This is a genomic window from Sphingobium sp. GW821-FHT02B05 (assembly GCF_059421905.1).
In genome coordinates this window covers 542,902-568,319 of record NZ_JBWKVW010000002.1, presented here as the reverse complement: position 1 = coordinate 568,319, position 25,418 = coordinate 542,902, and the positions used below count along the sequence as shown (strand labels likewise).

The following is a 25,418-nucleotide window of genomic DNA, read 5'->3' as shown; positions in this document are numbered from 1 at the left end:
CCGCCCATGCAAGCCTTAATCGATGGATGTGCCCTCTTGTTCGTGGCCAAGAGTATCCATCAGCCATTTGGTAAATGCGATGACGATCGGACGTTCTGCATTTCGCCGCGGATAAACCAGAAAATGCTGGTCGATGACGGCGACCTCCTGCGCATCGGGCAGGGGCATGACGAGCCGCCCGCTGCTCAGTTCGCGTTCCGCCAGCCTGGTTGAATCCAGGCATACACCCAGTCCATCGGATGCTGCCGTGATCGCCATGAAACTGCGATCGAACCGCATGCCCATAATGGGCGGCGGCATAACGCCATTGGCCCGCAGCCACGCTTCCCAACTTATGCTTTTCAGGGTGCTGCGTATCAAAGTCAGCCCGATCAGGTCTGCGGGCTTTTTGATATGCGCTGCCATGGCGGGCGAACACATCGGCACGATCCGTTCAGCGCCCAGCCCATGGCTGATCAACCCGTCCTGCTCGCGCGCGCCATAGACGATGTCGGCGTCGAATTCGTCGCTGGTGAAGCGACTATAATCGGTGTCCGCCGCGATCTGCACATCCATGCCCGGATTAGCCGATAAAAACTGCTGAAGGCGTGGGGTTAGCCATTGGCCCGCGAAGCTGGGCGCAACATGCAATCGCAATGTCTGCGCCTGCCGGTTGGATACGGACTGGATGCCAGCTCTGATCAGCCCGATGGCTTCCTCAATCGGTCGTTGCAGCATTTGCCCGTCCAGCGTGAGCGCGAGCTGCCGGCTGTCGCGATCGAACAGCAAGGCCCCCAATTCCCGCTCCAGCTTGGCAATTGCATGGCTGACCGCGCTGGGCGACAGATTGAGTTCGTTGGCTGCCGCCTTGAACGACAGATGCCGCGCAGCTGCCTCAAAAGCGTTGAGTGTATTGAACGGAATGTGCATGCCATAGCATGAACATAATTCATCTAGCATGTAAACATACCATTTGCTCAACTCGGTCTGAAACGTCTTATTGCCACCAACGCTGATCGGCCGACCTGGCCGGATCGCGGTGAGAGGAGTCTGGTTTGAGCACCCCCGTCATCGACAATATGCCCGTTCGTCAGCTTGCCGAACGCGCCTATCACATTCGCAAGCACGCGCTCCGGATGGGGGCCGTGCAGGGGCAGGGCTATGTCGGTCAGGCGCTGGGCGTGGCCGACGTGCTTGCCGTATCCTATTTCCGGGCGCTGACCTACAAAGCGGACGCACCCGAATGGGAAGGGCGCGATCGCTTCCTCCTGTCGATCGGCCATTATGCGATCGCGCTCTACGCCGCCCTGATCGAGGCGAAGATCATCCCGTTCGAAGAACGCGAAACCTACGGGTCGGATGAAAGCCGTCTGCCGATGTCCGGGATGGCGTCCTACACGCCAGGCATGGAGATTTCCGGTGGTTCGCTGGGCCAGGGCCTGGGCATCGCCGTCGGCATGGCGCTGGGTCTGAAGCGCAAGGGGTCTGACCGTTTCGTCTATAATCTGCTATCCGATGGCGAACTGGGCGAAGGATCGACCTGGGAGGCGGCACTGTCCGCGCCGCACTGGAAGCTCGACAACCTGATCGCGATCGTCGACCATAATAACCAGCAGGCCGACGGCCCGTCGTCGCAAGTGCTCGACCACCCCGAACTGGTGGCCAAGTTCACCGCCTTCGGCTGGTACGCCCAGCGCGTGGACGGCAACGACATGGCAGCGCTGGTCGCGGCTTTCGATGCCGCCCGGGAACTGAAGGATCCCAAGCCCCGCATCATCATCTGCGACACGCTGATGGGCAAGGGCGTTCCCTTCCTGGAAACGCGCGAAAAGACACACTTCATCCGCGTGGATGAGGATGAATGGGACAAGGCGATCGTGGAGGTGGACGCCGGCTGGGTCGCCCAGGGCGGCACCATAAACGACGCGATTTGATAGAAGCGGAGACACAGACATGAACGCCCCCGTCCGCCTGAAAACCTCCGCCATGATCGCTTCGATCGCAGCCGAAGGTCAGCGCACCATCAGTGCGCCCTTCGGCCATGCACTGGCCAAGGCTGCCGAAACCCGCCCCCGCATCGTCGGCATGACCGCCGATCTCGGCAAATATACCGACCTGCATATCTTTGCGCAGGCGTATCCCGATCGCTTCTATCAGATGGGCATGGCCGAGCAGCTGCTGATGATGTCTGCCGCCGGCATGTCGCGCGAAGGGTTCCAGCCCTGGGTAACGACCTATGCCGTTTTCGCCTCGCGTCGCGCCTATGATTTCCTCTGCCTCGCCATCGCGGAAGAGGATCTGGACGTTAAGGTGTGCTGCGCGCTCCCTGGCCTCACCACCGGCTATGGGCCTTCGCATCAGGCGACCGAGGATATCGCGATCTTCCGCGGCATGCCCAATCTGACGATCGTCGATCCGTGCGATGCCGTCGAGATCGAACAGGCGACGACGGCCCTGACCGACCATCGCGGCCCGGTGTATATGCGCCTGCTGCGCGGCAAGGTTCCCGCCGTGCTGGACGAATATGGCTATCAGTTCGAACTGGGGAAGGCCAAGATGATCCGCGACGGGGCCGATGTCCTCGTCATATCATCCGGACTGATGACGATGCGCGCGCTGGAAACGGCCGACGCGCTGAAGGCCGACAAGATCGATGTCGCCGTGTTGCATGTGCCGACCATCAAGCCGTTGGATGAGGCCACCATCCTTGCCGCTGCCGGCGCAAAGCCCGGCCGTCTGGTCGTAGTGGCGGAAAATCATTCGGTCGTCGGCGGTCTTGGCGAGGCCGTGGCTGGGGCGATGATGCGCGCCGGCGTATATGCGCCCTTCCGCCAGGTCGCCTTGCCCGACGCTTTCCTGGACGCGGGCGCGCTGCCGACGCTGCACGATCGCTACGGCATTTCGGCCTCCGCCATGAGCGAGAGCATCAAGCTCTGGCTGTCGCAATAAATGAAAGACCGCGTGACCCCCAGAGATCGGGCGCGTAGGAAGAGGAGAGGGCTATGACGGCCATGACCATGACAGCATTTTCCGTCGAACAGCAGAATGGCACCTACAAGAAGATCGGGTGGCGCATCCTGCCCTTTCTGCTGCTCTGTTACCTGGCGGCGTATATCGACCGGGTGAATATCGGCTTTGCCAAGCTCCAGATGGCATCGGACCTCGGTTTTTCCGAGGTCGCCTATGGCCTTGGCGCGGGTATCTTCTTCATCGGCTATTCGATTTTCGAAGTGCCCAGCAACCTGATGCTGCACAAGGTCGGCGCACGGCGCTGGATTGCCCGTATTCTGATCAGCTGGAGCATCGTTTCGGCAGGCTTTGCCTTCGTTCAGACGGAAATGCACTTCTATGCCCTGCGCTTCCTACTGGGCGTGGCGGAAGCTGGCTTTGCTCCTGGCGCATTGCTGTATCTCACTTACTGGTTTCCTGCCGCGCGGCGCTCTCGTGCCAACAGCGCGATGTTCCTCGCCATCCCGCTGGCCGGTGTGATCGGCGCGCCCCTGTCAGGTCTGATCATGGAGCATATGGGCGGCGTCGCCCAGTGGGAGGGCTGGCGCTGGATGTTCGTTCTGGAAGCCTTGCCGGCGCTGATCGCCGGTGTGTTGACCTGGCGCTTTCTTCCCGACCGTCCGGCCGATGTGCCATGGCTCTCGCCGCAGGAAAAGCAGCTTGTGCAGAACGATCTGGACGAGGATGCAGGCACGCGGACCGAGCATATGTCGATCCGTCAGTTCCTGAGCGACAAGCGCCTGTGGCTGCTCACTGCCATCTATTTCATGGTTGTGATGGGGCAATATGCCATCACCTTCTGGTTGCCGACCATCGTCAAGAATGCCGGGGCCAGCTCTCCGCTGTTCAACGGTCTGCTGACCAGCCTGCCGTTTCTGGCTGCGATGGTGGCCATGGTGTTGTTCAGCCGCAGCGCCGACAAGATGCATGAACGCCGCTGGCATTTGATCATACCGATGGTCATGGGGGCATTGGCGCTGACTGTCGCGTCCTTCTTCCCGCATAATCTGGGCCTGTCGATCGCGCTGCTGTCGATCGCCGCTGCCGGCATGCTGACCGCGACGGTGATGTTCTGGAGCTTGCCGCCCGCATTTCTGGGTGGCGTATGGGCGGCCGCAGGGATCGGGGCGATCAACTCCATCGGCAATGTGGCCGGGTTCGTATCGCCCTATCTGATCGGATCATTGGTCTCCGCCGCTGGCGACCTGCGCCTGGGCCTCTATGCGATCGCTGCTGCCGTTCTGATTGGCGCCGCGCTTGTCCTGCTCGTGCCAAAGAGCGCCAACCGTTGATCCGCAAGATCATCACTGTCTGACCGGGTTCGTCCAGCGGGCGAACCCCCTTTGCAGAAAGCGCCGGATGTCCGGTGAGCTATTCCCATGCCCCTTGCTCTTCCCCCCCAATCCTTGACCCCGCCGCCCGCGATCATGGTCGCTGCCGCGTCGCAACCACCGGCATCGCCTGCTTCCGCAACACCCGCCGGGCAGGCCCAGGATACAGCACCCACGGATGCAACGGCGCTACCGGAAACCCGCCGGGCACAGCCGGTCGCCAACGCGCCATCCCTACCCACGACGCAGCCTCACCTGCTGGGCGACTGGGGCGGTGTGCGTACGGCGCTGGAATCGGCAGGGGTGACGCCATCTATTCAATATATCGCCATGCCGGCGATGAACCTCACCGGGGGTGATCGCCAGACATCGGCCTATACGGCGCAATTGACCTTTGGCGCAAAGCTGGATCTTGATCGCATCGCGGGGGTGAAGGGCGGCGCTTTTCAGGCATTGATCACCAACCGGCATGGCACGAACATCAACAACGACGTCAATATCGGTCTGCTGCAATTTCCGCAGGCGGTTTGGGGCGCCGGGCAAATATGGCGCCTGTCGCAGCTTTTCTACCTCCAGACAGTCGGCAAGGCCGAATTCAAAGTTGGCCGGATGAGCATGGGTGAGGATTTCGGATCGGCGCCCTGCTTCTTCGAAAGCCTGATGTTTTGCGGGATCGTGCCGGGGCATGTTTCGCCGCAATATTGGTATAATCCACCGGTCAGCGTCTGGGGCAGCCGGGTGAAGATCCAAGACCGATGGGGCTATACGCAGGTCGGCGCCTATGAACTCAATCCCGACAATCTCAATCCTGAAAAAGGCTTCAATCTCAGCTTTTCAGGAGCCAAGGGCGCAATCATTCCGGTGGAGCGCGCCTTCACGACAAAATTGGGTGGGGACCCCAAACGGTCGGGCATCTACAAAATTGGTATCTGGCACGACACGTCGATCAGCGACGATCTGGTCAGGGATGTCAACGGTGGCTATGCGGCGCTCAGCGGACTCCCCTATGCGCGGCAGCGGGGTCGCTGGGGCGCCTATGCCGTGGCGCGCCAGCAGATGACGGCGCCACGCGCCGACGGTAGCGGTGCCCTTAACCTCAGCTTCAGCGCTGTGCTGCCCGACGCCCGCACCAATCTCATTCGCTCCATCGTCGTGACCGGCATCACCTGGACGGGTCTGATCCCTTCGCGACCCAAGGACGAAATCGGCCTTGCGCTGGGACGAACCCACATCAATGGCCGTCTTGCGAAGGTGGAAGCGTTGCAGCAGCAGGCGGGCATGACCGCTCGCGTGCCGCAACGGTCGGAATATGTGGCCGAACTCACCTATGCGATCGCAGTGCATCCGGCGCTGAGCGTGCGACCTAATGTGCAGGTCTATGTCCATCCGAGCGGCCGGTCGGATCGCGGCGCGGTGGTCCTGCTGGGCGCGAGTGCCTTTGCGACTTTCTGAGCGACGTCATGCGGCCTGATCGAACAGTAGCCGCACGCCGCTACCCGCTTCCATGCGTCCCATATAGGCCAGCGCGTGCGGGCCGAAGGGCAGGTCGCGCACGATGCTGAGCGAACGCAGCAGGGGGTAGAGCAGGATATCGTCCGTATCGATGCCATCGCGATAGCGGACCAGCGGCTCCAGATCGACGAGCAGAGCGTCCATCTCCTCGATCAGGGCCGAGGTTTGTGCCATCAGCGCGTCGAGATCGCCAAAGGCTCGCTCTTCCCGCAGCCTGTAGGCCTCGCGCGCCGGCGGCGTCGCCAGCTCGGCAAAATCGGCGCGGGTGAAGCGGGGAATGAACAGCTTGAGCGCCAGAGGCCAAGCCACATCGTACCATGCCTGTATATCCGGCTTAGATGAGAGCGACAATATCGGTGACCCGTCCTGCCGATCGACATGATGGACGATATCCATGCTCTCGCTCATATGCGTGCCGTCCGTTTTGCGCAGGATCGGCAGCATCTTCTTGCCGATCAGACGGATCGGTGTGTCAGCATCGCCTTCCATCACGATCTCAATGTCCACCGGCAGCGCTTTCAGGCCGAAGATCATGCGCGCGCGGCAGCAAAAAGGGCAATGATCGTAGATGTAGAGCTTCAAGGCGGTGGTCCTTCTGCCAGTGCTACCGCATGAACCCAAATTGTTCGTGACAGTTCAACGGCATGAATTAAATTCATCTATGGCGATATCTCTTCACCTCGATACCGCTTCGCTTGAAGCGGGAGGCGAAGCAGTCTTAGGGCAATGCGACATGATGTCCGCCCATGTCGGGGCGGACGTTGAACGTTCAATGGCGATACTGCTTGTGCGGGCATCGCTCGCGGAGACAGATAGTGGGTTCGCTAAATGGCGCGCGTATCGCGCAACTGATTTTCGGCGTCGTCCTAATAATGTTGGGCGCGTATTTCGCGGGAATGGGCGGCTGGCTCGTCTCGCTGGGTGGCACCGTCTATTATGTCGCTGCCGGCTTGTTGATGATCGCCAGCGGCATTCAAGTCGCTCGTGGACGATCTTCGGGTTTCTTCCTCTATCTGGCGGTGTGGGTGGTCACACTGGTCTGGTCCATCTGGGAATCGGGCAGCGATCCGTGGAAGCTGGAAGTGCGCCTGTTCGCGCCCAGCGTTCTGCTGGCGCTGTTCCTGGTCCCCGCTCTCAGCCGCCCCGCCCGCGCAAAGATCGCCACGCCGATCTGGCGCGCTTTCCAGGCGGCGACAGTCGTGGCGGGCGCTGCCATGGTTGCGTTGATCCTTTATGCCAGCTTCGGCCCGGCATCGGGCGACACATCGCAGGTCGCATCGCAGCAGGGCGGCGCGCCAACCGACTGGCAATTTTATGGCAATGACGCTGGCGGCACTCGCTACAGCGCCGCCGGAGAAATTACGCCGCAGAATATCGGCAAGCTGGACATCGCCTGGATATCCAACAGCGGCGATGGCCCGGATGACGCGGAAATCCACCACAAGGGCCGCGAATATCATTCAGAATCGACCCCCATCAAGGTCGGCAATACGCTCTTTACCTGCACCCCGCACTCGATGGTCTTGGCGATCGACGCGACGACGGGGCAGACGAAGTGGAAGTTCGATCCCAAAATCCCGCGCAACAACCCCTATATCGTCTGCCGTGGCGTCGGCTATTATGACGCGCCGCAGGCCGACAGTTGCAAGCATCGCGTCTTCCTGCCCACGATGGACGCACGGGTTCTGGCGATCGATGCCGACACCGGCAAGCTTTGCCCTGGCTTTGGCAACAAGGGCGCCGTCGACCTGCGCGACCAGACCGGCACTTGGCCGGCGGGCTGGCAGGTATCGACATCGACCCCGCTGGTCATGAATGACCGGCTGGTCGTGGGATCGCGCGTCATCGACAATATGTCGACCGATGAACCGTCCGGCGTCGTGCGCGCCTATGATCCGGTCACCGGCGCGCAAGTGTGGGCATGGGATGTGGGGCGTTCGCCCGACGCGCTGCCCGGCCGCCTGCCCGAAGGTCAGGAATATACCCGCAGCACTCCCAATGTCTGGGGGCCGATTACCGGCGATCCCAAGCTGAACATGGTGTATCTGGGCACCGGTAATCCGGCGCCGGACTATTATACAGGCTTCCGCCGTCCCTTCGACCGCCGCTTCGGCACCTCGCTGGTCGCGCTGGACATCACGACAGGCAAGCTGCGCTGGCACTTCCAGATGGTGCATGACGACATGTGGGATTTCGACATCCCCATCGGCCCTTCGCTCTTCGATATGAAGGACGGCACCCCGGCGCTGATCCAGACGACGAAGATGGGCCAGATCTTCATGCTGAACCGCGCGACCGGGAAGCCGATCGCAAAGGTGGAGGAGCGCCCCGTCGATCAGATTGGCGCTGCGCCCAATACCTTCCTCTCCAAAACGCAGCCCTTCTCTGTCGGCATGCCCAGCCTGACGCCGCCCAAGTTGACGCCGCAGGACATGTGGGGGGCGACGCCGATCGACCAGCTGGTCTGCCGCGTCGATCTGGCCCGTGCACGCAACAATGGCATCTACACGCCCATTGGACCAGACCGTTCGATCGGTAATCCCGCCTTCGACGGCGTGACCGACTGGGGTGGCGCGTCGGTCGATCCGCAGCGGCGCATGATGTTCGTCAACACGATGAACATGCCCTTCTATTTCCAGCTGGTCGATCGCAACAGCGACCGGGGCAGGGAACTGGTGAAGCGCAAGAGCAGCGGCGGCGAGAATGCCAAGAAGTTGGACGTGCGCTTGCAGGAAAAGACGCCTTATCTGGCGACCCTGCGCGCCTGGCTCAGCCCGTTCCAAGTGCCGTGCGTACCCCCGCCATGGGGCGAGATGGTCGGCATCGACTTGAACACGCAGAAGGTCATGTGGAAGAAGACGCTGGGTACGGCCCGTGACAACAACCTGTTCGGGTTGCAGCATAATCTGCCACTGCCCACGGGCACGCCGAACCTGGGCGGGTCGATTGTGACGGCCGGCGGACTAGTGTTCATCGGCGCGACCACGGACCAGTATATCCGCGCCTTCGATGCGAAGACCGGCAAGGAAGTGTGGAAATACCGCATGAAGGCCGGCGCTACGGCGACGCCCATGACCTATGTGGGGGCGGACAAACGACAATATGTCGTCATCACCGCCGGCGGCCATGGTGCGCTGGGCACGCGATATGGCGACGAGACGATCGCTTTCGCCCTGCCCAAAACCAACTGAACCAAAAGAAAGGGCGGTCTTACGATCGCCCTTTTTCCATTCAAGCCAACAAGGATGAAGTCATGGATCTGGGTCTTTCCGGCAAGAAGGTCGTCGTCAGCGGCGGATCGCGTGGCATCGGCCGCGCCATTGTCGAATTGTTTCTGGCCGAAGGCGCGCAGGTCGCCTTTTGCGCGCGCGGCGCGGCCGGCGTTCTCGCCGCGCAGGAGACGTTTGGCGAGCGGGCGTTCGGATCTGCAGTGGACGTAACCAATCCGGCGGAGATCGAAAGCTGGATCACGGCTGCCAGCGAACGCATGGGCGGGATCGATATCGTGGTGCCCAATGTCAGCGCGTTGGCGGGGGGCGGGGATCTTGCGATATGGCGCAAGGCGTTCGAAACCGACTTGCTGGGCACGGTGTCGATGGCCACGGCGGCACTGCCGTTCCTAAAGCAGTCCAGCGCGGCGTCGATCGTGCTGATCTCCAGCGTGTCAGGCCGCGAAGTGGACATGTTCGCCGAACCCTATGGCGTTCTGAAGGCAGCCTTGATCCACTATGGCAAGACGCTCTCGGTGCGTCATGCGCCCGATGGCATCCGGGTCAACAGCGTGTCGCCGGGCAACGTCTATTTCGCCGATGGTGTATGGGGAGAGATCGAACGCGAGACGCCGGAGCTGTTCGCGGAATGCCTGGCACGCAATCCGCTGGGACGGATGGCGACGCCTGCCGAGGTTGCGCAAGCGGTGTTGTTCGTCGCAAGTCCGGCAGCCAGCTTCATCACCGGGACGAACCTTCTCATCGATGGTGGCTTGACGCAGGGCGTGCAATTCTAGCCGCGCTCGCGCGGCTGTTCGCCGACATCAAAAGCACCCCGGCGTCCGCTTCGTCACGATGAACGCCCGGGACTTTGCTCGGAAGTCGCCTCGAAACGCATGACTATGATAGGCATCGCCAGACATGTCGGCGATGCCTATCCCAGCGCGCCTTCCTCCTTCACGGCGCGATGTAGGCAGCAAGTTCTTTGGGCGTTCCCTGTGGGAAGGCTTCCTTGAGATGGTCGAGGAATGCCGAGATGCGTGAACTTAGCAAGCGGCGTGAGGGATACAGTGCCCATAGCGTAGTGCCTGGCCCTTCGATGTCGCCCCAATGCACCAGTATGCCGGCGACCAGGTCGTGGCTGACCAGCGACAGCGGGAGCCGCGCCACGCCGGCCCCCGCGCGTACCGCATCGCGCACCATCACCAGCGACGACAGTCCGAGGATGAGATCGACTTGGATGCCCGCTTTGCCCGATGCCGTTGCCATCTCCCATGCCTGAATTTGCCCGATGACCCCATGCAAGACTGCCGCGACCGACGCATCGGCCGAACGATGCAAGTCCGGAGCTGCCACCACGACGAGACGATCATGGATGAAGGCGCGTGCGACCAACGCATCATCCGGCGCGAGGTTGACCCTGATCACCAGATCATAGGCCTCCTCGACCATGTCGACCGCCCGGTCGTCGGTGGTGACTTCCAAGCGTATCTCCGGGAATTTGATTGCGAACCTTGCCGTTATTCTGCCCATCGCAATTTGCGAAAAGTGCAAAGGCGCGCTGATCCGCAGTCATCCCCGGGGGTTGTGACCCCGCGAGGCGATGGCGGCCGCCGTTTCGTCAAGCTCGGTGAAAAGGATGGCCGTTCGTTCGAAAAGCGCCCGCCTCTCCTCCGTCAGCTTGAGATCGCGCGCGCCATTCGAACAGGCGCACGTCGATCTTGGCCTCCAGTTCCGCCACGCGCCGAGACAAAGTCGCCTTTGGGCGTGCAGCAGCGCGCGCCGACTTACCGAACCCCTCGTGCCGCGCAACCAGGTTGAAATCTGCAAGCGCTAGGGGCTACTCAATTCGTGAACGAGGCATCATCTACTCAGCTATTCGCTCCGTATGCCTCGGCCTTTTGAGTAGCGCGGCCAAATTATCCCGGCTAGTCGTCTCATGTCGATGACTTGGGAGTACCGCGATGATATCCACCTGCGACCTTTATGATCGGCATGGGGACGTTGCGCGCATAGCCACGGCACAGTGGATGGATTTTGGTGGCCGATCGTCATTTTCCGGTATCGCGGTGACGGCACGCTGTCATGAGGATAATAGCGTCGTCAAACGCATGGCCGCGCAACCCGGCCTGGGCAAGATCCTCATGGTAGACGGCGGCGGCAGCCTCAATTGTGCTCTACTGGGCGATATGATTGCCCAGAATGCCGTCGATAATGGCTGGGAAGGCATCATCATCCTGGGTGCCGTCCGGGACAAGGCCGCGCTTGCCACCATGGACATCGGCATCAAGGCATTGGGCACGACGCCACGCAAATCGGTTCGCCGCGACGTTGGAGATGTCGACATTTCTATCGAGATAGGCGGTGCGTCCGTGCTTCCTGGCGACCATGTTTTTGCGGATGCGGATGGCGTCGTCATTCTGGCCCCCGGCACGGAACAAGACATCATCGTATGAACAAGGCTGATCCCCGTCTGCCGCGATATCAGCAGATCCGCGATGATATTGCCATGCGCATCGCCGATGGCGAATGGAAGGCGGGTGAAGCCATCGCAACTGAATCCGAACTGTCGCACGCTTATGGCGTCGCTATCGGCACGGTCAGGCACGCCATCGACGAACTGACCGCAGATGGATTGATCGCGCGGGCCCATGGACGGGGCATGTTCGTGCGGCGCGCGGATTTCAGCACATCTCTCTTTCGCTTCTTTCGGCTGGGTTCTGGCGACAAGCGATCAATTGCTCCTGACAGCCAGATACTCTCGCGTTCTCTCGCCAAGCCGCCCATAGCTGCTCGGGAAAAGCTTCATCTTGGTGCATCGGAAGACGCAATCCGGCTGTTACGCCTGAGGACCGACGCCGGCCGTATATTACTGCGCGAGGAGATTTGGCTCCCGGCATCGATTTTCGGCTCGATCTTGAATATGGAGGTATCGGACCTGATGCCACTCCTCTATCCCGCCTATGAAAAGCATTTTGGGAAGATAGTTGCGCGCGCCAAAGAGCGGCTGTCGGTCGAAATGGCCGATTCCGAAATAGCCGATGACTTGGGGATCGCTGTTCAAGCCACCGTGGTTCGGATCGAACGTTTGGCGATAGACCATGCCGAAACGCCGTTGGAATGGCGGATTTCGCACGGTTCGGCTGAGCAGTTCGTCTATGAGGTCGATGTTCACTAATCGATTTGACAATGTCGTGCTTCGTGAGTCATATATATGACTATAGGAGTAGGCTGATGTGTGAGGGCAAGAGCCCTAAGGACAATCAAAAGGCAGTCGCGATCGCCAGTTTTGGCGGTTGGGCGATTGACGCTTTTGATTACCAATTGTTCGGTCTCGCTCTGCCGCTGCTTCTGGCCAGCTGGAATCTTAGCCCACGGGATGCTGGTTCCATCATTACCATCGCATTGGGCTGTGCAGCCCTTGGTGGACCGCTAGGCGGCCTTCTTGCAGATCGCGTCGGTCGTGCGCGCATGCTGATCGTTTCTGTTCTGGTGTTCACAATCGCCACCTTCGGCGCTGCCTTTGTCAATGCTCCGTGGCAATTGATGGTCCTCAAGGGGGTTCAGGGTTTGGGCTTCGGCGCCGAATGGTCGGTCGGCGTGGTCATGCTGGCGGAGGTCGCGCCCGCACGGCGTAGAGGGCTGTTTCTCGGTACGATGCAGAGCGCCTGGGCGGTTGGGTGGGGTGCCGCCATACTGGTCTTTCTGGCGGCTACCCTGTGGTTGCCGAGCGATTTGGCATGGCGGGCAATGTTCCTGGTGGGCATTGTTCCAGCAGGTTTTGTGTTTTGGCTACGCCGCCGGTTACCGGGACAGCAGATAATGTCCGCAGTGAAGGCACCGCATGACGGGGCCACATTGGCCCGATGGTCGCTTCGTCGCCGGCTCATTCTGGCATCGTTAATCGGCCTTGGTGCGCATGGCGGGTTCCACAGCCTCTTTACATGGCTACCCACGCTGCTGCGCACGGTACGCTTCTATCCATCCACGCTCACCGGTCTTGCATTGCTGCTGATGACGACTGCCTTCGCCGCAGGCTGCATCCTTGCAGGTCATTTTGCAGATCATCTTGGACGCAAGCCCATCATAGCCCTGTTTGCCGGTAGTTCGACCCTTTTCGCGCTGTTGTTTTCGCTCACTGACAATGGGCCGACGGCTACGCTGCTGCTGGCACTGCCGCTGGGTTTTGCAGCAGGGGGGACGCCCGCCGTGCTGGGAAGTTGGTTTTCGGAGATGTTTCCCACACCTGTGCGCGGGGTCAGCGTGGGTCTGGCCTATAATGGCGGACGCCTGGCATCGGCCATGTTGCCCGGCATCATCGGCTGGGCATCGGCTCTGCTGCCGTTGGATCAACTCATCGGACTGGTCGCCGCCGCGAGTTATGGCCTAATCATCATCATCCTGCCGTTTCTGCCGGAAACGCGCGACGCAAACCTGATCGAAGAGCAATTCACATGATGGCCCGCCGCATTTTTCTTCAAGGCGCGGCCGCGCTTGCGGCATCGCCCTCCATCGGCGCTGCGCGCCCATCTAACGACAATATCGACACCCACGCCCATGTCTTCCGGCGCGACCTGCCTGTCGCCGAGCGTCGCCGTTACAGCGTCGATTATGACGCGAAGCCGTATGAGTATCTCATCATGCTGCGCAAAAACAGCATGGCCAAAGGCGTCCTGATCCAGCCGAGCTTCCTGGGTTTCGACAATAGCTATCTGCTAGGAGTTCTCGCTCGTCATGCCGGGCAATTGCGCGGTATCATCGCCTTGTCACGCCATACTCCGCCAACCGAAATGGCTCAACTTGCCAAAGCGGGCGTGGCCGGTATCCGCCTCAACCTCATCGGCCGCAGCGATCCCGATCTCGACAGCCCGGAATGGCGTCGGCATCTGGAAGCCGTTGCGGCGCTAGGCTGGCAGATCGAAATACAGTGCGAGGCAGCACGCCTGCCCAAGCTGTTGCCTGCGCTGTTGAATGCCGGTGCGCCGATCGTCATCGATCATTTCGGCCGGCCGGATGCAGAACTGGGCATTGATGATCCCGGCTTTCGCCATCTTTTGAATGCAGCCGACAGTGGCCGGGTCTATGTCAAATTATCCGCGCCCTATCGCGTCGGCGAAGCATTGGCGGACGCGGCTGCGCCCATGCTGTTGGGCGCCTTTGGTCCCGAACGGCTGTTGTGGGGCAGCGATTGGCCCCATACCCAGTTCGAAAAGCAGGCCGATGCCCGCCAATGTCGGCGCGCGCTCGACCGATGGGTGCCAGATGCCGTCGCGCGCTCCGCCATCCTGACGACAACTCCGGCCCGCCTGTTCGGGTTCGACACGATCAAGGTACGCTGATGTCTCTGTTCAGGGCGGCAGGTGCCGCAGCTTTCCTGCTTTCCACCACGTCCGTTGCGGCCCAGACCACGCCACCAGCCCTGGAGCAACTTGTCAGGGATCAGGCAGCCGCGCTTCAGGCGCAGCAAGACCGGATCGATGCGCTAGAACGGCGCCTCGCCGCGCTCGAACCGGTCGTGCAGGAAACATCGACCACGGTGGCGGAGGTCGCAAAGGCCAAGCCCGTCGTCGAATCCCGGCTCGATCGGTTGGAGCGGCTGCGTGCTTTGCCCGCCGGCAATGCAGCCATGCGTCCGGCGTCAGATCCGCTGACTGCGCCTTCGCCGTCTCAGGCGGCCAACGAACCCGACGAGACGTTCGACTGGAACAAAGGGCTGCCCCAGATCACGTCCGCCGATGGTCGGTCCGCGATGCGGATGCGCGGCCGCATGCTGTTCGATACGACGACCAGCTTCGGATCGGGCATGGACCGGCGCAACATCACCGGCACCAAAGCCCGAGCCATTCGCCTCGGCATCGAAGGCAAGATCGGCGACGTCATCGGCTATCAGGTGGAGGCGGACTTCACTGACAACCAGCCGGCGCTTCGCGGTGCCTATCTATCCTTCACCAAGAAATGGGGCGCCAATACCTACGAACTTTCGCTCGGCAACCGCCTGACCGACCGTTCGATGGACGGCGCGTCCAGTTCCGACAGCCAACCTTTTCTGGAACGCAGCGCTTCCGCCCTGGCGACTGCGCCGCGCAAGGGATCCTTCGGTCTGGGCGCGATGGCGCGCGTCTATGGCAAGACATGGCATGCAGCCGTCCAGTTGGACGGTAATGAAGCCAGTACCAATGGCAGCGTGGACGACAGCACGACGTTGACCGGGCGCGTCCACTGGAACCCGTGGCGCAATATTGATGCCATCGCCCATCTGGGCGCCTGGGGCTATCGCGAGGATTTCTCAAGCGGGGTCACCACGCTCGCGCTCAACACCCGCATCGGTGGGCGCTTCAACGAACTGATCACCATTCAGGCGTCGAACCTGCTCAACCCGGATCATGGCCAGGCCTTTGGGCTGGAAATGGGCGGCGTCTATAAATCCTTCTGGATGTTCGGCGAATATGGCGAACGCGACGTGTGGGCACGCGCTGCGGCAGGCGGTCGTCATGTCACCGTGCGTGCCGGATCGCTTGGCACTGGCTATTATCTGACCGGCGAGAAGCCGCCCTATGTCGCGCGTGGCGGCGTATGGTCGAAGCCGCGCGTGCTGCACCCCGTCACCGAAGGCGGCATGGGCGCGTTCGAGATTGCTGCGCGCTATGACCGCGTGACCTATTCCGGCCCGCTGGGCGGGGAGGGCTGGTCGAGTACGGTCGGGCTCAACTGGTATCTGCTCGACTGGGTCCGCCTGACACCCAACTGGATACACTGGCGAACACAGAACCGGGCTGGCGCCTATGCCGGTGCGGACAGCGGCGACACCCTTGTCGGCCGCGTCGCCGTCTCCTTCTGAAATTCATGACACCTTCCCCGAATAAGGAAAGCTGATGACCATTCCCATCATATCCGACGGCAAATCCGTCGATCGGAGCGCGCTCGTAAGCGACATCGAGCGGCAGACCATGCGCAAGGTAGCGTGGCGGATCGTCCCTTTCCTGATCCTCTGCTATTTCATTGCCTATGTGGACCGGGTGAATATCGGCTTCGCCGCGCTCACCATGAATGCTGACGTCGGCCTGTCACAAACCGCCTTCGGCATTGGCGGCAGCCTGTTCTTTATCGCTTATGTTTTGTTCGAAGTGCCCAGCAACATCGCGATGGAGAAGTTCGGCGCGCGGGTGTGGATCGCACGGATCATGATCACCTGGGGGCTTGTCGGCATCGGCATGGCTTTCGTATCGGGCGCCTATAGCTTCTACGCGCTGCGTTTCCTTCTTGGCGCGGCGGAGGCGGGCTTCTTCCCCGGTGCCGTTCTGTATCTCGCGCAGTGGTTCCCACGTGCTTATCGCGCCCGGATCGTCGCTACGTTCATGGTCGCCATTCCGCTGTCCAACTTCCTGGGCTCGCCGATTTCGGCCTTGCTTCTTTCGTTGGACGGCATGGCCGGGTTCTCGGGCTGGCAATGGGTGTTCATCATGGAGTCGCTCCCCGCCGTGATGCTGGGTTTGTTTGCCTTGTTTCTCCTGCCCAGCCGCCCCAAGGACGCGACCTTCCTGAATGAAGAGGAACGTGCGTGGCTGAGCAATACGCTGGAAACCGAGCATGCGCCCGGTACCGCCAAGCCAGGGTCGATCTGGCGGACCCTTACCAACGGCAAGGTCTGGGCGCTTGCGGTGGTGTATTGCGGCAGTTCGGCGACCAGCAATGCGCTGTCGATCTGGCAGCCGCAGATCCTAAAATCCTTCGGTCTTACGACCTGGGAAACGGGCTTGCTCAACATGATTCCGTTCGGCATCGCCGCCATATTCATGATCATCTGGGGCCGCGTTGCCGACAAGACCGGCGAGCGTATATGGTCGACCGCTATTCCGTTGGCGCTGACCTCGACCTGCCTTTTCGCGACGCTGCTGACGGGATCGCTGGTCGTCACCATGATCTTGCTGACGCTGGTTCTGCTGGGCAACTATGCGATCAAGGGGCCGTTCTGGGCTCTGTCCACCGAAACGCTTCCGCCCAGTATGGCGGCGGCTGGCGTCGCGGCGATCAATACCATCGCCCATCTGGGCACGGGTGGGGCGACGTCGGTCCTTGGTTATATCAAGGACGAGACGGGGAGTTTCCCGATGGCATTGATACCGCTGGCTACCCTGACCATGATCGGAAGCATCACGACATTGCTGATCGGTCGGTCACAACGCCAATAGGCTATCTTGCAAACACTTTATACGACCAACAGGCCAGTGCAGCACTGTCCGCATTGGCCCTCAGCTTTGCTGGGTGAGGCTGTGTGCAGTCAGGCAACAATATATTGGTCGGGGACGGTTATGGTGCGAGCAATCCGGCGGTCCAACCCGTCATGACTTCTTTTGCTGGATCTGCTGAGACTGGTCGCCAACCTGACTCATTAATGGGACGATCAAATATAGACCGGCGCTTACCGGAATCTGTCCGCCAGTCGACAGTTGGTTGAGGGATGACCCTTTCCGGCGAACGTGGTCATTTCCATCCCGAAATGGGAACGTCCATAGTTGGGTCGCGACCTGCCGGTTAGCGGACGGATCGCATTTAGGAACGTAAAATCGGTAGCTGAATCGCGATAAAGGGAATCTTGCTCTGGTGCGTTCTGCCGATGGCCATCTCGGCAAAGGAGAAGTGTCATGGGTTTATCCGAATTTGATCCGCTGCCTGCGAGTGAGTTTTGTGGTATGTTGGACCTATGCATTATTGCACCCTTATTCTGACGAGCGCATCTACACCTTCTGCATACTTGCGTTATTCGTTCGAGCGCGACGCGGGCTTGCGGATCGATCATTTCCTGCTTAACGACAAAGCTAGGGCGCGGCTTTTTCCGGCAGTGGTCGATCGCCGCCCGCGCGGCTTTGAGAAGGCAAGCGACCATGCGCCTTTCGTCGAACTAGCCGACAAGCCCCAAGCGCCGAAGGAAGGCCTGATGGTCAGGACCCATTGAACTGATTGCCGCAATCTGATCCATGCTCCGCGAGGAGATTGAAGATGAGCGAGCTGTATTGCCTGACGGAAGAGCAGATGACTCGGCTGAGCCCCATTTTCCCAATAGCCATGGAAAACCGCGTGTTCATGATCGCGAGGTGGTGAGCGGTATCATCTTGATCAATGTTAACGGGCTGAGTTGCCAGAACGCACCAAAGAATGTGTCCGGCCAAAACGCTCTGCAACCGTTGGAAACGTTGAGACGACAAAGTGTGTTCATCACGATGATGGATGGGCTGTGCGCCAAAGGGGCCGAACGCAAGATGATCATGATCGATGCGACCTATCTCAAAGCGCACCGCACGGCATCGAGCCTGCGAGTTAAACAGGAGTCCAGGACGGCTGATCAGTCGCACGAAGGGCGGCATGAACACCAAACTGCCCGTTGTGACAGACGACAGAGGTCGTCCGATCAGCGCCTTTACGACCGCAGTGCAAGTCAGCGATCACACCGGGGCAACAGCTTTGTTGGATACCCTGCCTACAGCTCAATGGCTGGTGGGCGATCGGTGGCTATGATGCCGACAGGTTCCGCGATGTATTGAAGGGCAAAGGGGTTACCCCTGCATCCCAGGCCGAAAATCCCGCAACAAGGCCGTCAAATACGAAAACCGCCGGTACAAGCGTTGCAACCGTATCGAGACGATGTTTGTTCGCCTTAAACACTGGCTGCGCGTCTCCACCTGCTATGACCGGTGCGCAAACATCTTTCTATCCGCCGTCGTTCCCGCTGTCACAGCCCCATTTTGGCTATGAGACCTGACCCTAGCAATGTTCCCGATTCAGGCCGGAGTTCAGGCGCTCAATTCATAAATCCGCCCACAGCGGGGCCGCGTGCAACGGAGCGCCCTGTACATGGTGATACACATGGTCATTCTGCCGCTTTTGGTTCTCAGGGAAATATGGATCAATTGTGGAGACGTGTTCCTATTGTGCTTTCCCTACGATCGACGACAGCGGTTACCGTGAGGTTGGCGCTGGCGCTCGCAACCGTGCGTGTCATATCGAGTAATCGATCGAAGGGTAGGACGAAGCCTACCACAAGCGCTGTCTGGTCGGGCGAGACCCCTACGGCCGACAACACGGCCGCCAACATGAAGAGCGACGCTGAAGGGATAGGAGCGGTGCCGAAGGCGGCGAGCGATCCGGTCAGCAGCATGATCGCCAGCATTGCCGGATCAGGATGAATGTGCAGCGCCTGTAGGCTGAAGATGCTGAGCAACCCGACATACATGGCGGTCCCGTCCTTGCCGATGCTTGCGCCAATCGGCAGGACGGTCGAAGCGATGGCAGGTTCGATACGCAAATCTTCCTGCGCTACGCGCAAGGCGACCGGCAACGTTGCGGCGGAGGAGGCTGTGGAGAAGGCCACTAGCAGGGGATCGACCGCCGCACGGAAAAAGCGACGGATCGACAGGCCGGCGACGAGTTTAATGAGTGGTAGATGGACGATAAGAATCTGGGCGATCACGCCCAACAGGACGCATAGTGCCAGCCAGCCGATATTGGCGAAGACCGCGACGCCATTGTCCGCCACGGCCTTGGCAATAAGGGCAAAGACACCGAAAGGCGTGATTTCCATAACGAGGCGGACAAGGTGAAACAGCACACGACTGGCCGATTGAAGCATGTTGGCCATAGGCCGCCCTTCGTCGCCGGCCAGTATGACGCCGAAGCCGAACAGCATGGAGAAGAAGATGATGGCCAGCATGTCCCCTTCTGCCAGCGACTGGACGATGTTGACAGGAACGATGCCGATCAACTGGTCATGCAGCGATTTGGCTTCCCCCAGTCCATGGGGAACAGCCGTGCCCAGCGCTGCACCTGCACCTGGACCGATCAACAGACCTAGCACCATGCCGATCGAGACGGCGCAAGCGGTGGTAAGCGCAAAGAGGATGACCGTCCGCCCGCCGACCGATCCCAATCGGCGCGGATCAGCCAGGGCGGTCACACCCGACGCGATCGACACGAAGACGATCGGGACCACCAGCATGCGGATGAGCCGGACGAAGACTTCGCCGATAAAGGCGATCCAGGGCGTGTCGCTCGGCCATAAGAGGCCGAGCGCCACGCCGACGAACAGCCCGGCAAGGACGCGCTGCCAAAGCGGGATGGCGAACCAGCTGCGGGCGAATGCTGTCATGAGCGGGTTACAGCCCGCCCCAGAAACCGGGCTGCGGCGGCAGCAGATAGCCACGATCGCCAGTCACGCCGCCCTCCCGGTCGGACGACAGCCAGAGTGGCCCATCCAGATCGGCAAAGGCGCTGTCCGCCGCGATGGTCCAGGCAGGGGCAATGGACAAAGAGGAGCAGATCATGCAGCCGGTCATGATGCCCAGGCCCCGCGCACGCGCCGCCTGCGCCAGATCGAGCGCAGCGGTCAGACCGCCCGCCTTGTCCAGCTTGATATTCACGACCGCATAACCGTCAGGCAGACTGTCGAGATCGGCAGCGACGTGGATGGATTCGTCGGCGGCGATCGGGATAGCGGACATGAAGCCGTTCAACGCGCCATCCTCATGCGCGGGCAGGGGCTGTTCCAGCAGGTCGATGCGCAGGTCGATCATCAGGAACTGGAGGTCGCGGACTTCGGCGATGGTCCAGCTTTCATTGGGATCGACGATCATCCGCGGTTGTGGCGCGGCGGCGCGGACGGCGCGAAGTTGGGCGCCGGGATCGGTGCGATCGACCTTCACCTTGATCAGCGGCACGTGGGCCAGGGCGGCGGCTGCCAGTCCCATGGCGTCGGGCGTGTCGAGGCCGACGGTCATGGCGGTGGCGATGGGCTGGAGTGGCCGGGCAAGGCCCATGGCCGTTGCGATGTCGCTGCCGTTCCGGCGCAGTTCCAGATCCCACAAAGCGCAATCGACGGCGTTGCGGGCCGCACCTGCGGGCAGGATGTCGATCAGGGCGCGGCGATCGATGCCGTTCTCCAACGCTTTTCGGATCGCCTCGATTTCGGCAATGCTACCCTCTACGCTTTCGCCATAGCGGGGATAGGGCACGCATTCGCCCCGACCGGTGACGCCATCTTCCGACAGGGTGACGGTGACGACATCGGCGGCGGTCTTGACGCCGCGCGAGATGCGGAACGGGATGGCGAGGGGAAAGCTTTCCCCCAGGGCAGTCAGCGTGCGTGGCATGGGGATCAGGCGGTCTCCGTTGCGGGGGCGGTCGTAGCGGCGTCCGTCTCCAGCAGCCGGTCGAGGATCGCCTCCACACCCATGCGATAGGGATCGGAACAGGGCAAGTCGAACTCGTCGGCGATGCGGGCGCAGAGCGCCAGAGCATCGGCCTCGTCCATGGCGGAGGTGTTGAGCGCAATGCCGACCACGCGGACATTCGGGTTGGTGAGGCGGGCGGTGCGCAGATTGGCCTCCAGACAGTCGGAAAGGCTGGGCAGGGTGTAATGGGGCAGGCCGCGCATGCTCTGGCGCATCGGATCGTGGCAGAGCACCAGCGCATCGGGCTGGGCGCCGTGCAGCAGGCCGGTCGACACGCCGGCGAAGGAGGGATGGAAAAGCGACCCTTGTCCCTCGATCAGATCCCAACCGCCATCCTGGCGATCGGGCGAAATCTGTTCGATCGCGCCGGAAATGAAATCGGCCACGACGGCGTCGAGCGGCACGCCGTCGCCTGCGATCAGTATCCCCGTCTGGCCGGTGGCGCGGAAATCGGCGGGCACGCCCCGCTCGGCCAGAGCACGGGCGAGGCAGAGCGTGGTGTACATCTTGCCCACCGAACAATCGGTGCCCACGGTCAGCAGGCGATTGCCGGCGCGCTTCCTGCCATTGCCGACAGGGATGTCAGGGCGCGGATCGCGCACGTCATGCAGCGCGCGTCCGAGGCGCATGGCAGCTTCGACCAATTGCGGTTCGTCCTTCAGGCGCTGATGCAGGCCCGATGCTATGTCGAGGCCGGCCTCCATCGCGGCAAGCGCGTCGCGCACCAGATCCTCGCCCAGCTTGCCGCCGGCATTCGCGATGCCCAGCACCAGCGTCCGCGCGCCGGCGGCATGGGCGGTGGCAAAGTCCATGCGGGGCAGGCCCAGCGTCAGGCCGCAATCGTCATGACGATATTCACCCACGCAGATATCCGGCCGGAACACCGCCAGCCCGCGTGAGGTCTTGATGCCGATCTCGTCATTGCTGTGGCCGAGATAGAGGAGATAGGGCGTGGCGATCATGGATGTGTCGAACCTGTGCTGATAGGAAGTCCACTCTATCGCCGGGTCGGCGCCAGCCCCAATATCGATGCCCACATAGGCTATAGCCTGACGCTATAGGCTTTCGATCACCTCCGACAGCAGGGCAAGAAATTCTGACGCGGTCTTCGATGGCGGCCGGTTCTGGAGATAGACGGCGTTAATGTCGAACGTGATGGCGGGCTGGAGCGGGCGGCTCGACAGGCCGGGTGCGGTGGAGGCATGAGCGGTGAAATTGTCGACGATCGCCATGCCGACCCCGGCACGAACCAGAGCCGCCGCTATGTAATAGGTGCGCGCCGAAACGACTTCATTCAGTTCGACGTCGAGGCGGTTGAGCTCGCTGGACAAGACGCGACCGATAGGGCCACCCTGCACTGGGCTGATGAATTTTTGGTCGCGCAGTTCCTCCAGATGAAGCCGGCTGGGTGCATCGGCCATATCTTCTTCACGATAGAGAACGACGAGTTCGCCCTCACCGATCACCTGATGGGCGACGGGAGCGGACAGAGGGACTTCAAAGCTGATCGCGATATCTGTTTCGCGCTCGTAAAGTTTGCGCACCATTTCATCATGATGCAGCGTCTGAAGATCGAACATGATGTCTTCATGCCCGCGCAGGAAGCGGGCGACGGCATCAGGGATGGCGCCAAGACCGAGCGAGGGAAGTGCCGACACGCGCAGCAGCGCGCCGCGCCCATGGCGCATGTTTTGCGCCGCCTGCCGCAGCGACCGTACCCGGTCCTGAATGTCCGAAACTTCCGCAAATAGCGTGCGGGCGTCCTGCGTGGGGATCAGCCGACCCTTGGCGCGTTCGAACAGGGCCAGGCCGATTGAGCGTTCGGCATGGCGCAGCACCTTGGTGACGGCGGGTTGCGAGACGTTGAGCGCACGCGCGGCGGCGCTGACCGTGCCGTGCAGATAGACAGCATGGAAAATCTCGATCTGGCGCAGGTTCATAGGCGTTGTCCCCTTTGGCTGCCGCCCGTCCTGCGTAATCAACGACATCTGGGCCTTTGTCCGCTATGACATCCGGTTATAGGCGGCGCAACAGGCTGCACTGGACGGCCACGACTTATCGGGGCCATGTTGCCGGCAAGGCTCAGTTTCCAAGGATGTCATGCTTATGCCGTGTTCCCCCGTTGCGCGTCGCCTTCGGACCGTGTTGCTGGCAGGCGGCCTGGCGACCATCACAGCCGCCGGGGCGGCAGCGACGCCGCCGCAAGCTGACATACTGATCCGCGGGGGGACAATCTATGACGGCGGTACCGGCAAGCCTTTCGTCGGCGATGTGGCGCTCGAGGGCGACCGGATCGTCTATGTCGGGCGCAGGGCGCGCATGACGGCGGCGCAGGTCGTCGATGCCAAGGGGATGATCGTCGCGCCGGGATTTATCGACGCCCATACGCATGCCGATAGTTTCATCCGCTCGCCCGACAAGGCGATGCGAGTGAATGCCGCATGGCTGGATCAGGGGGTCAGCACCGTGATGATCGGGGTCGACGGGTTCGGCACGCCTGATGTGGCCGAAGATGCGGCGAAGCTGGCAGCGTCGGGCATTGGCACCAATATCGTGCCCTTTATCGGCTTCGGCCGGGTGCGGCAGCAGGTGCTGGGCGACGATGCGCGCGCGCCCGATGCGCAGGAATTGGCGCGGATGAAAGCGCTGGTCGCCAAGGGGATGTGTGAAGGGGCAACCGGCTTTTCCGCAGGGCTATTTTATCCGCCGCAAAGCTTTGCAAAGACGCAGGAGGTGGTCGCAGTCGCGCGCGAGGCGGCGACCAGGGGTGGCCTGTACGACACCCACCAGCGCGACGAATCCAGCTATAATATCGGGCTGCTGGGATCGGTGAAGGAAGCAATCAGCATCGGTAAGCAGGCTGGGATGCCGGTGCATTTCGCGCATCTCAAGGCCCTTGGCGTGGATGTGCAGGGCCAGGCCCCGGCTGTGATCGCGGAGATCGAGGCGGCGCGCAAGGCGGGGCAGGACGTGACTGCCGACCAATATCCCTGGCTGGCGTCAGGATCGAGCTTGGACGCATCATTGTTGCCCGGATGGGCGGTCGATGGTGGTGGCGAAGCATTGGTGAAGCGGTTGGATGATCCGGCAACGCTGGCGAAGATTCGGGACGAGATGCAGAATAATATGCGCAGGCGCGGTGGGCCCAAGGCGTTGCTATTGATTGCAACGGGCTTTCCCTGGACCGGCAAGACGCTGGAGCAGGTCGCGGCCGAGTGGCGGGTCGATCCGCGCGATGCGGCGTTGCGGATTATTCGCCAGAGCATCGAAACGACCGAACCGGCCAAGAAGGGCAAGGGGACCGGGGTTGCCTCCTTCAACATGGCGCAGGGCGATGTGGATCTGATCATGCAGCAGCCGTGGATCGTGACGTCATCCGATGGGTCGGATGGCCATCCGCGCATGTTTGCGACCTTTCCGGAAAAATATGTGAACTATGTTCGCAATCGACCCGTGATCAGCCTTCAGACATTCGTGCGGCAGTCGACTGGGGCAACGGCGGATATCTACAAGATCGATAATCGCGGCTATCTGAAGCCCGGCTATTATGCCGACGTGGCGGTGATCGATCCGGCACAATATGCGCCGCGCGCAGATTATGTCCATCCGCGTGAACTGAGCGTCGGGGTGGCCAAGCTGTTCGTCAATGGCGTGCTGTCGGTCAGCAATAGCCGAACGACGGGTGCTGTTGCCGGGCGTGCGTTGCTGCGGGCGAAACCTGCCGGCTGCCCATGACGACCATAGGAATTCGTCCGCTTAACTTCGCACATTTCCCGCTGAAATTGATATAATAGAACAGTTATCGGCAACAATGTTACAAATTCGGGAAGACGTGGCAGGCCTTTGGTACGGGTCGTCATCCGGTCTTTTATAGTGTCGCTGTGTATGTAGGACAGTCCGATGCGATGCTGGGCTTTGTTACAGTTAGTGTCGCGCTGCCCTAGGCTGCCATCATCGATCCCATGCGCAGACCGTCGCTTCTGGAATGCGGACTTTTCGCACCGCGCGCCGTGAAGCTGGCGCGTCATACAAGCGCAGTTTCTTGCGAAATATTATGATCGTTAGCGGGCGATCGAATTGCCCATCGGCTCACCTACCCAAGAAAAAGGGTGGAGGATCGACGATCCCCCACCCTGTTCCTCCTGTCTCTATCGATT

General features: G+C 61.2%; 22 protein-coding genes and 1 pseudogene. 15 read left to right on the top strand and 8 right to left on the bottom strand.

The features are described 5' to 3' along the window. Positions 1–15: 15 nt before the first annotated feature. Positions 16–909 (bottom strand): LysR substrate-binding domain-containing protein, encoded by an 894-nt coding sequence (locus AC07UX_RS12140; RefSeq protein WP_495192252.1) that lies wholly within the window; start codon positions 907–909, stop codon positions 16–18. Between the two features lie 125 nt (positions 910–1,034). On the opposite strand from AC07UX_RS12140, the gene AC07UX_RS12135 reads away from it, so the two are divergent. From AC07UX_RS12135 to AC07UX_RS12120, 4 genes are all read left to right on the top strand, one after another. Next, a complete protein-coding gene (locus AC07UX_RS12135) occupies positions 1,035–1,913 on the top strand; it encodes a transketolase (protein WP_495192251.1) in 879 nt (292 codons plus the stop codon). A gap of 19 nt (positions 1,914–1,932) precedes the next feature. Next, the gene (locus AC07UX_RS12130; RefSeq protein WP_495192250.1) at positions 1,933–2,928 is read left to right on the top strand and encodes a transketolase family protein; all 996 of its coding nucleotides are present in this window, start codon (positions 1,933–1,935) and stop codon (positions 2,926–2,928) included. Positions 2,929–2,990: 62 nt separating this feature from the next. Then, positions 2,991–4,280 carry an MFS transporter gene (locus tag AC07UX_RS12125; protein ID WP_495192249.1) on the top strand — a complete coding sequence of 430 codons (1,290 nt, stop codon included), beginning with the start codon at positions 2,991–2,993 and terminating at the stop codon, positions 4,278–4,280. 114 nt (positions 4,281–4,394) lie between these two features. Next, entirely contained in the window at positions 4,395–5,771 is a 1,377-nt protein-coding gene (locus tag AC07UX_RS12120; RefSeq protein ID WP_495192248.1) for a carbohydrate porin, read from the top strand. 6 nt (positions 5,772–5,777) lie between these two features. On the opposite strand, the gene grxB is transcribed toward AC07UX_RS12120, so the two are convergent. Further along, entirely contained in the window at positions 5,778–6,413 is a 636-nt protein-coding gene (gene grxB, locus AC07UX_RS12115; protein ID WP_495192247.1) for a glutaredoxin 2, read from the bottom strand. 233 nt (positions 6,414–6,646) lie between these two features. Between grxB and AC07UX_RS12110 the strand changes: the two genes are divergently transcribed. Both AC07UX_RS12110 and AC07UX_RS12105 read left to right on the top strand, forming a co-directional pair. Continuing rightward, positions 6,647–9,022 carry a membrane-bound PQQ-dependent dehydrogenase, glucose/quinate/shikimate family gene (locus tag AC07UX_RS12110; protein WP_495192246.1) on the top strand — a complete coding sequence of 792 codons (2,376 nt, stop codon included), beginning with the start codon at positions 6,647–6,649 and terminating at the stop codon, positions 9,020–9,022. Between the two features lie 62 nt (positions 9,023–9,084). Beyond that, positions 9,085–9,837, top strand: coding sequence for an SDR family NAD(P)-dependent oxidoreductase (locus tag AC07UX_RS12105; RefSeq protein ID WP_495192245.1), 753 nt, complete (start codon positions 9,085–9,087; stop codon positions 9,835–9,837). 160 nt (positions 9,838–9,997) lie between these two features. Here the strand turns inward: AC07UX_RS12105 and AC07UX_RS12100 are convergent, their stop codons facing one another. Together AC07UX_RS12100 and AC07UX_RS12095 are read right to left on the bottom strand one after the other, a co-directional pair. Beyond that, a complete protein-coding gene (locus AC07UX_RS12100) occupies positions 9,998–10,573 on the bottom strand; it encodes a LysR substrate-binding domain-containing protein (RefSeq protein ID WP_495192295.1) in 576 nt (191 codons plus the stop codon). 88 nt (positions 10,574–10,661) lie between these two features. Continuing rightward, positions 10,662–10,856: a helix-turn-helix domain-containing protein gene (locus tag AC07UX_RS12095; protein WP_495192294.1), complete on the bottom strand. Its 195-nt coding sequence runs from the start codon at positions 10,854–10,856 to the stop codon at positions 10,662–10,664. Positions 10,857–11,004: 148 nt separating this feature from the next. On the opposite strand from AC07UX_RS12095, the gene rraA reads away from it, so the two are divergent. The 8 genes and pseudogenes from rraA (at position 11,005) to AC07UX_RS12055 (ending at position 18,790) form a co-directional block, all read left to right on the top strand. Then, positions 11,005–11,496: a ribonuclease E activity regulator RraA gene (gene rraA, locus AC07UX_RS12090; protein ID WP_495192244.1), complete on the top strand. Its 492-nt coding sequence runs from the start codon at positions 11,005–11,007 to the stop codon at positions 11,494–11,496. After that, positions 11,493–12,218, top strand: coding sequence for a GntR family transcriptional regulator (locus tag AC07UX_RS12085; RefSeq protein ID WP_495192243.1), 726 nt, complete (start codon positions 11,493–11,495; stop codon positions 12,216–12,218). Before rraA ends, AC07UX_RS12085 begins: the two co-directional genes overlap by 4 nt. A gap of 56 nt (positions 12,219–12,274) precedes the next feature. Beyond that, the gene (locus AC07UX_RS12080; protein WP_495192242.1) at positions 12,275–13,498 is read left to right on the top strand and encodes an MFS transporter; all 1,224 of its coding nucleotides are present in this window, start codon (positions 12,275–12,277) and stop codon (positions 13,496–13,498) included. Continuing rightward, complete coding sequence (locus tag AC07UX_RS12075) at positions 13,495–14,379, top strand: amidohydrolase family protein (protein WP_495192241.1); 885 nt, start codon at positions 13,495–13,497, stop codon at positions 14,377–14,379. Before AC07UX_RS12080 ends, AC07UX_RS12075 begins: the two co-directional genes overlap by 4 nt. Then, positions 14,379–15,878 (top strand): porin, encoded by a 1,500-nt coding sequence (locus tag AC07UX_RS12070; RefSeq protein ID WP_495192240.1) that lies wholly within the window; start codon positions 14,379–14,381, stop codon positions 15,876–15,878. The genes AC07UX_RS12075 and AC07UX_RS12070 overlap by 1 nt, the downstream gene beginning before the upstream one ends. 34 nt (positions 15,879–15,912) lie before the next feature. Next, complete coding sequence (locus tag AC07UX_RS12065) at positions 15,913–17,229, top strand: MFS transporter (protein ID WP_495192239.1); 1,317 nt, start codon at positions 15,913–15,915, stop codon at positions 17,227–17,229. Between the two features lie 512 nt (positions 17,230–17,741). Further along, entirely contained in the window at positions 17,742–17,993 is a 252-nt protein-coding gene (locus AC07UX_RS12060) for a hypothetical protein (RefSeq protein ID WP_495192238.1), read from the top strand. Positions 17,994–18,037: 44 nt separating this feature from the next. Then, positions 18,038–18,790, top strand: a pseudogene (locus tag AC07UX_RS12055) (IS5 family transposase). A 151-nt stretch (positions 18,791–18,941) separates the two neighbouring features. Here the strand turns inward: AC07UX_RS12055 and AC07UX_RS12050 are convergent. The 4 genes from AC07UX_RS12050 to AC07UX_RS12035 all read right to left on the bottom strand — a co-directional run bounded on the left by AC07UX_RS12050 (position 18,942) and on the right by AC07UX_RS12035 (position 23,201). Then, entirely contained in the window at positions 18,942–20,180 is a 1,239-nt protein-coding gene (locus AC07UX_RS12050; protein ID WP_495192237.1) for a dicarboxylate/amino acid:cation symporter, read from the bottom strand. 7 nt (positions 20,181–20,187) lie between these two features. Next, entirely contained in the window at positions 20,188–21,180 is a 993-nt protein-coding gene (gene dgcA / locus AC07UX_RS12045) for an N-acetyl-D-Glu racemase DgcA (RefSeq protein ID WP_495192236.1), read from the bottom strand. A gap of 5 nt (positions 21,181–21,185) precedes the next feature. Continuing rightward, positions 21,186–22,223: an N-acetyltransferase DgcN gene (gene dgcN / locus AC07UX_RS12040; RefSeq protein WP_495192293.1), complete on the bottom strand. Its 1,038-nt coding sequence runs from the start codon at positions 22,221–22,223 to the stop codon at positions 21,186–21,188. A 93-nt stretch (positions 22,224–22,316) separates the two neighbouring features. After that, positions 22,317–23,201, bottom strand: a complete 885-nt coding sequence (locus AC07UX_RS12035) for a LysR family transcriptional regulator (protein ID WP_495192235.1) — start codon at positions 23,199–23,201, stop codon at positions 22,317–22,319. 166 nt (positions 23,202–23,367) lie between these two features. On the opposite strand from AC07UX_RS12035, the gene AC07UX_RS12030 reads away from it, so the two are divergent. Beyond that, the gene (locus AC07UX_RS12030; protein WP_495192234.1) at positions 23,368–24,996 is read left to right on the top strand and encodes an N-acyl-D-amino-acid deacylase family protein; all 1,629 of its coding nucleotides are present in this window, start codon (positions 23,368–23,370) and stop codon (positions 24,994–24,996) included. Positions 24,997–25,418 lie beyond the last annotated feature (422 nt).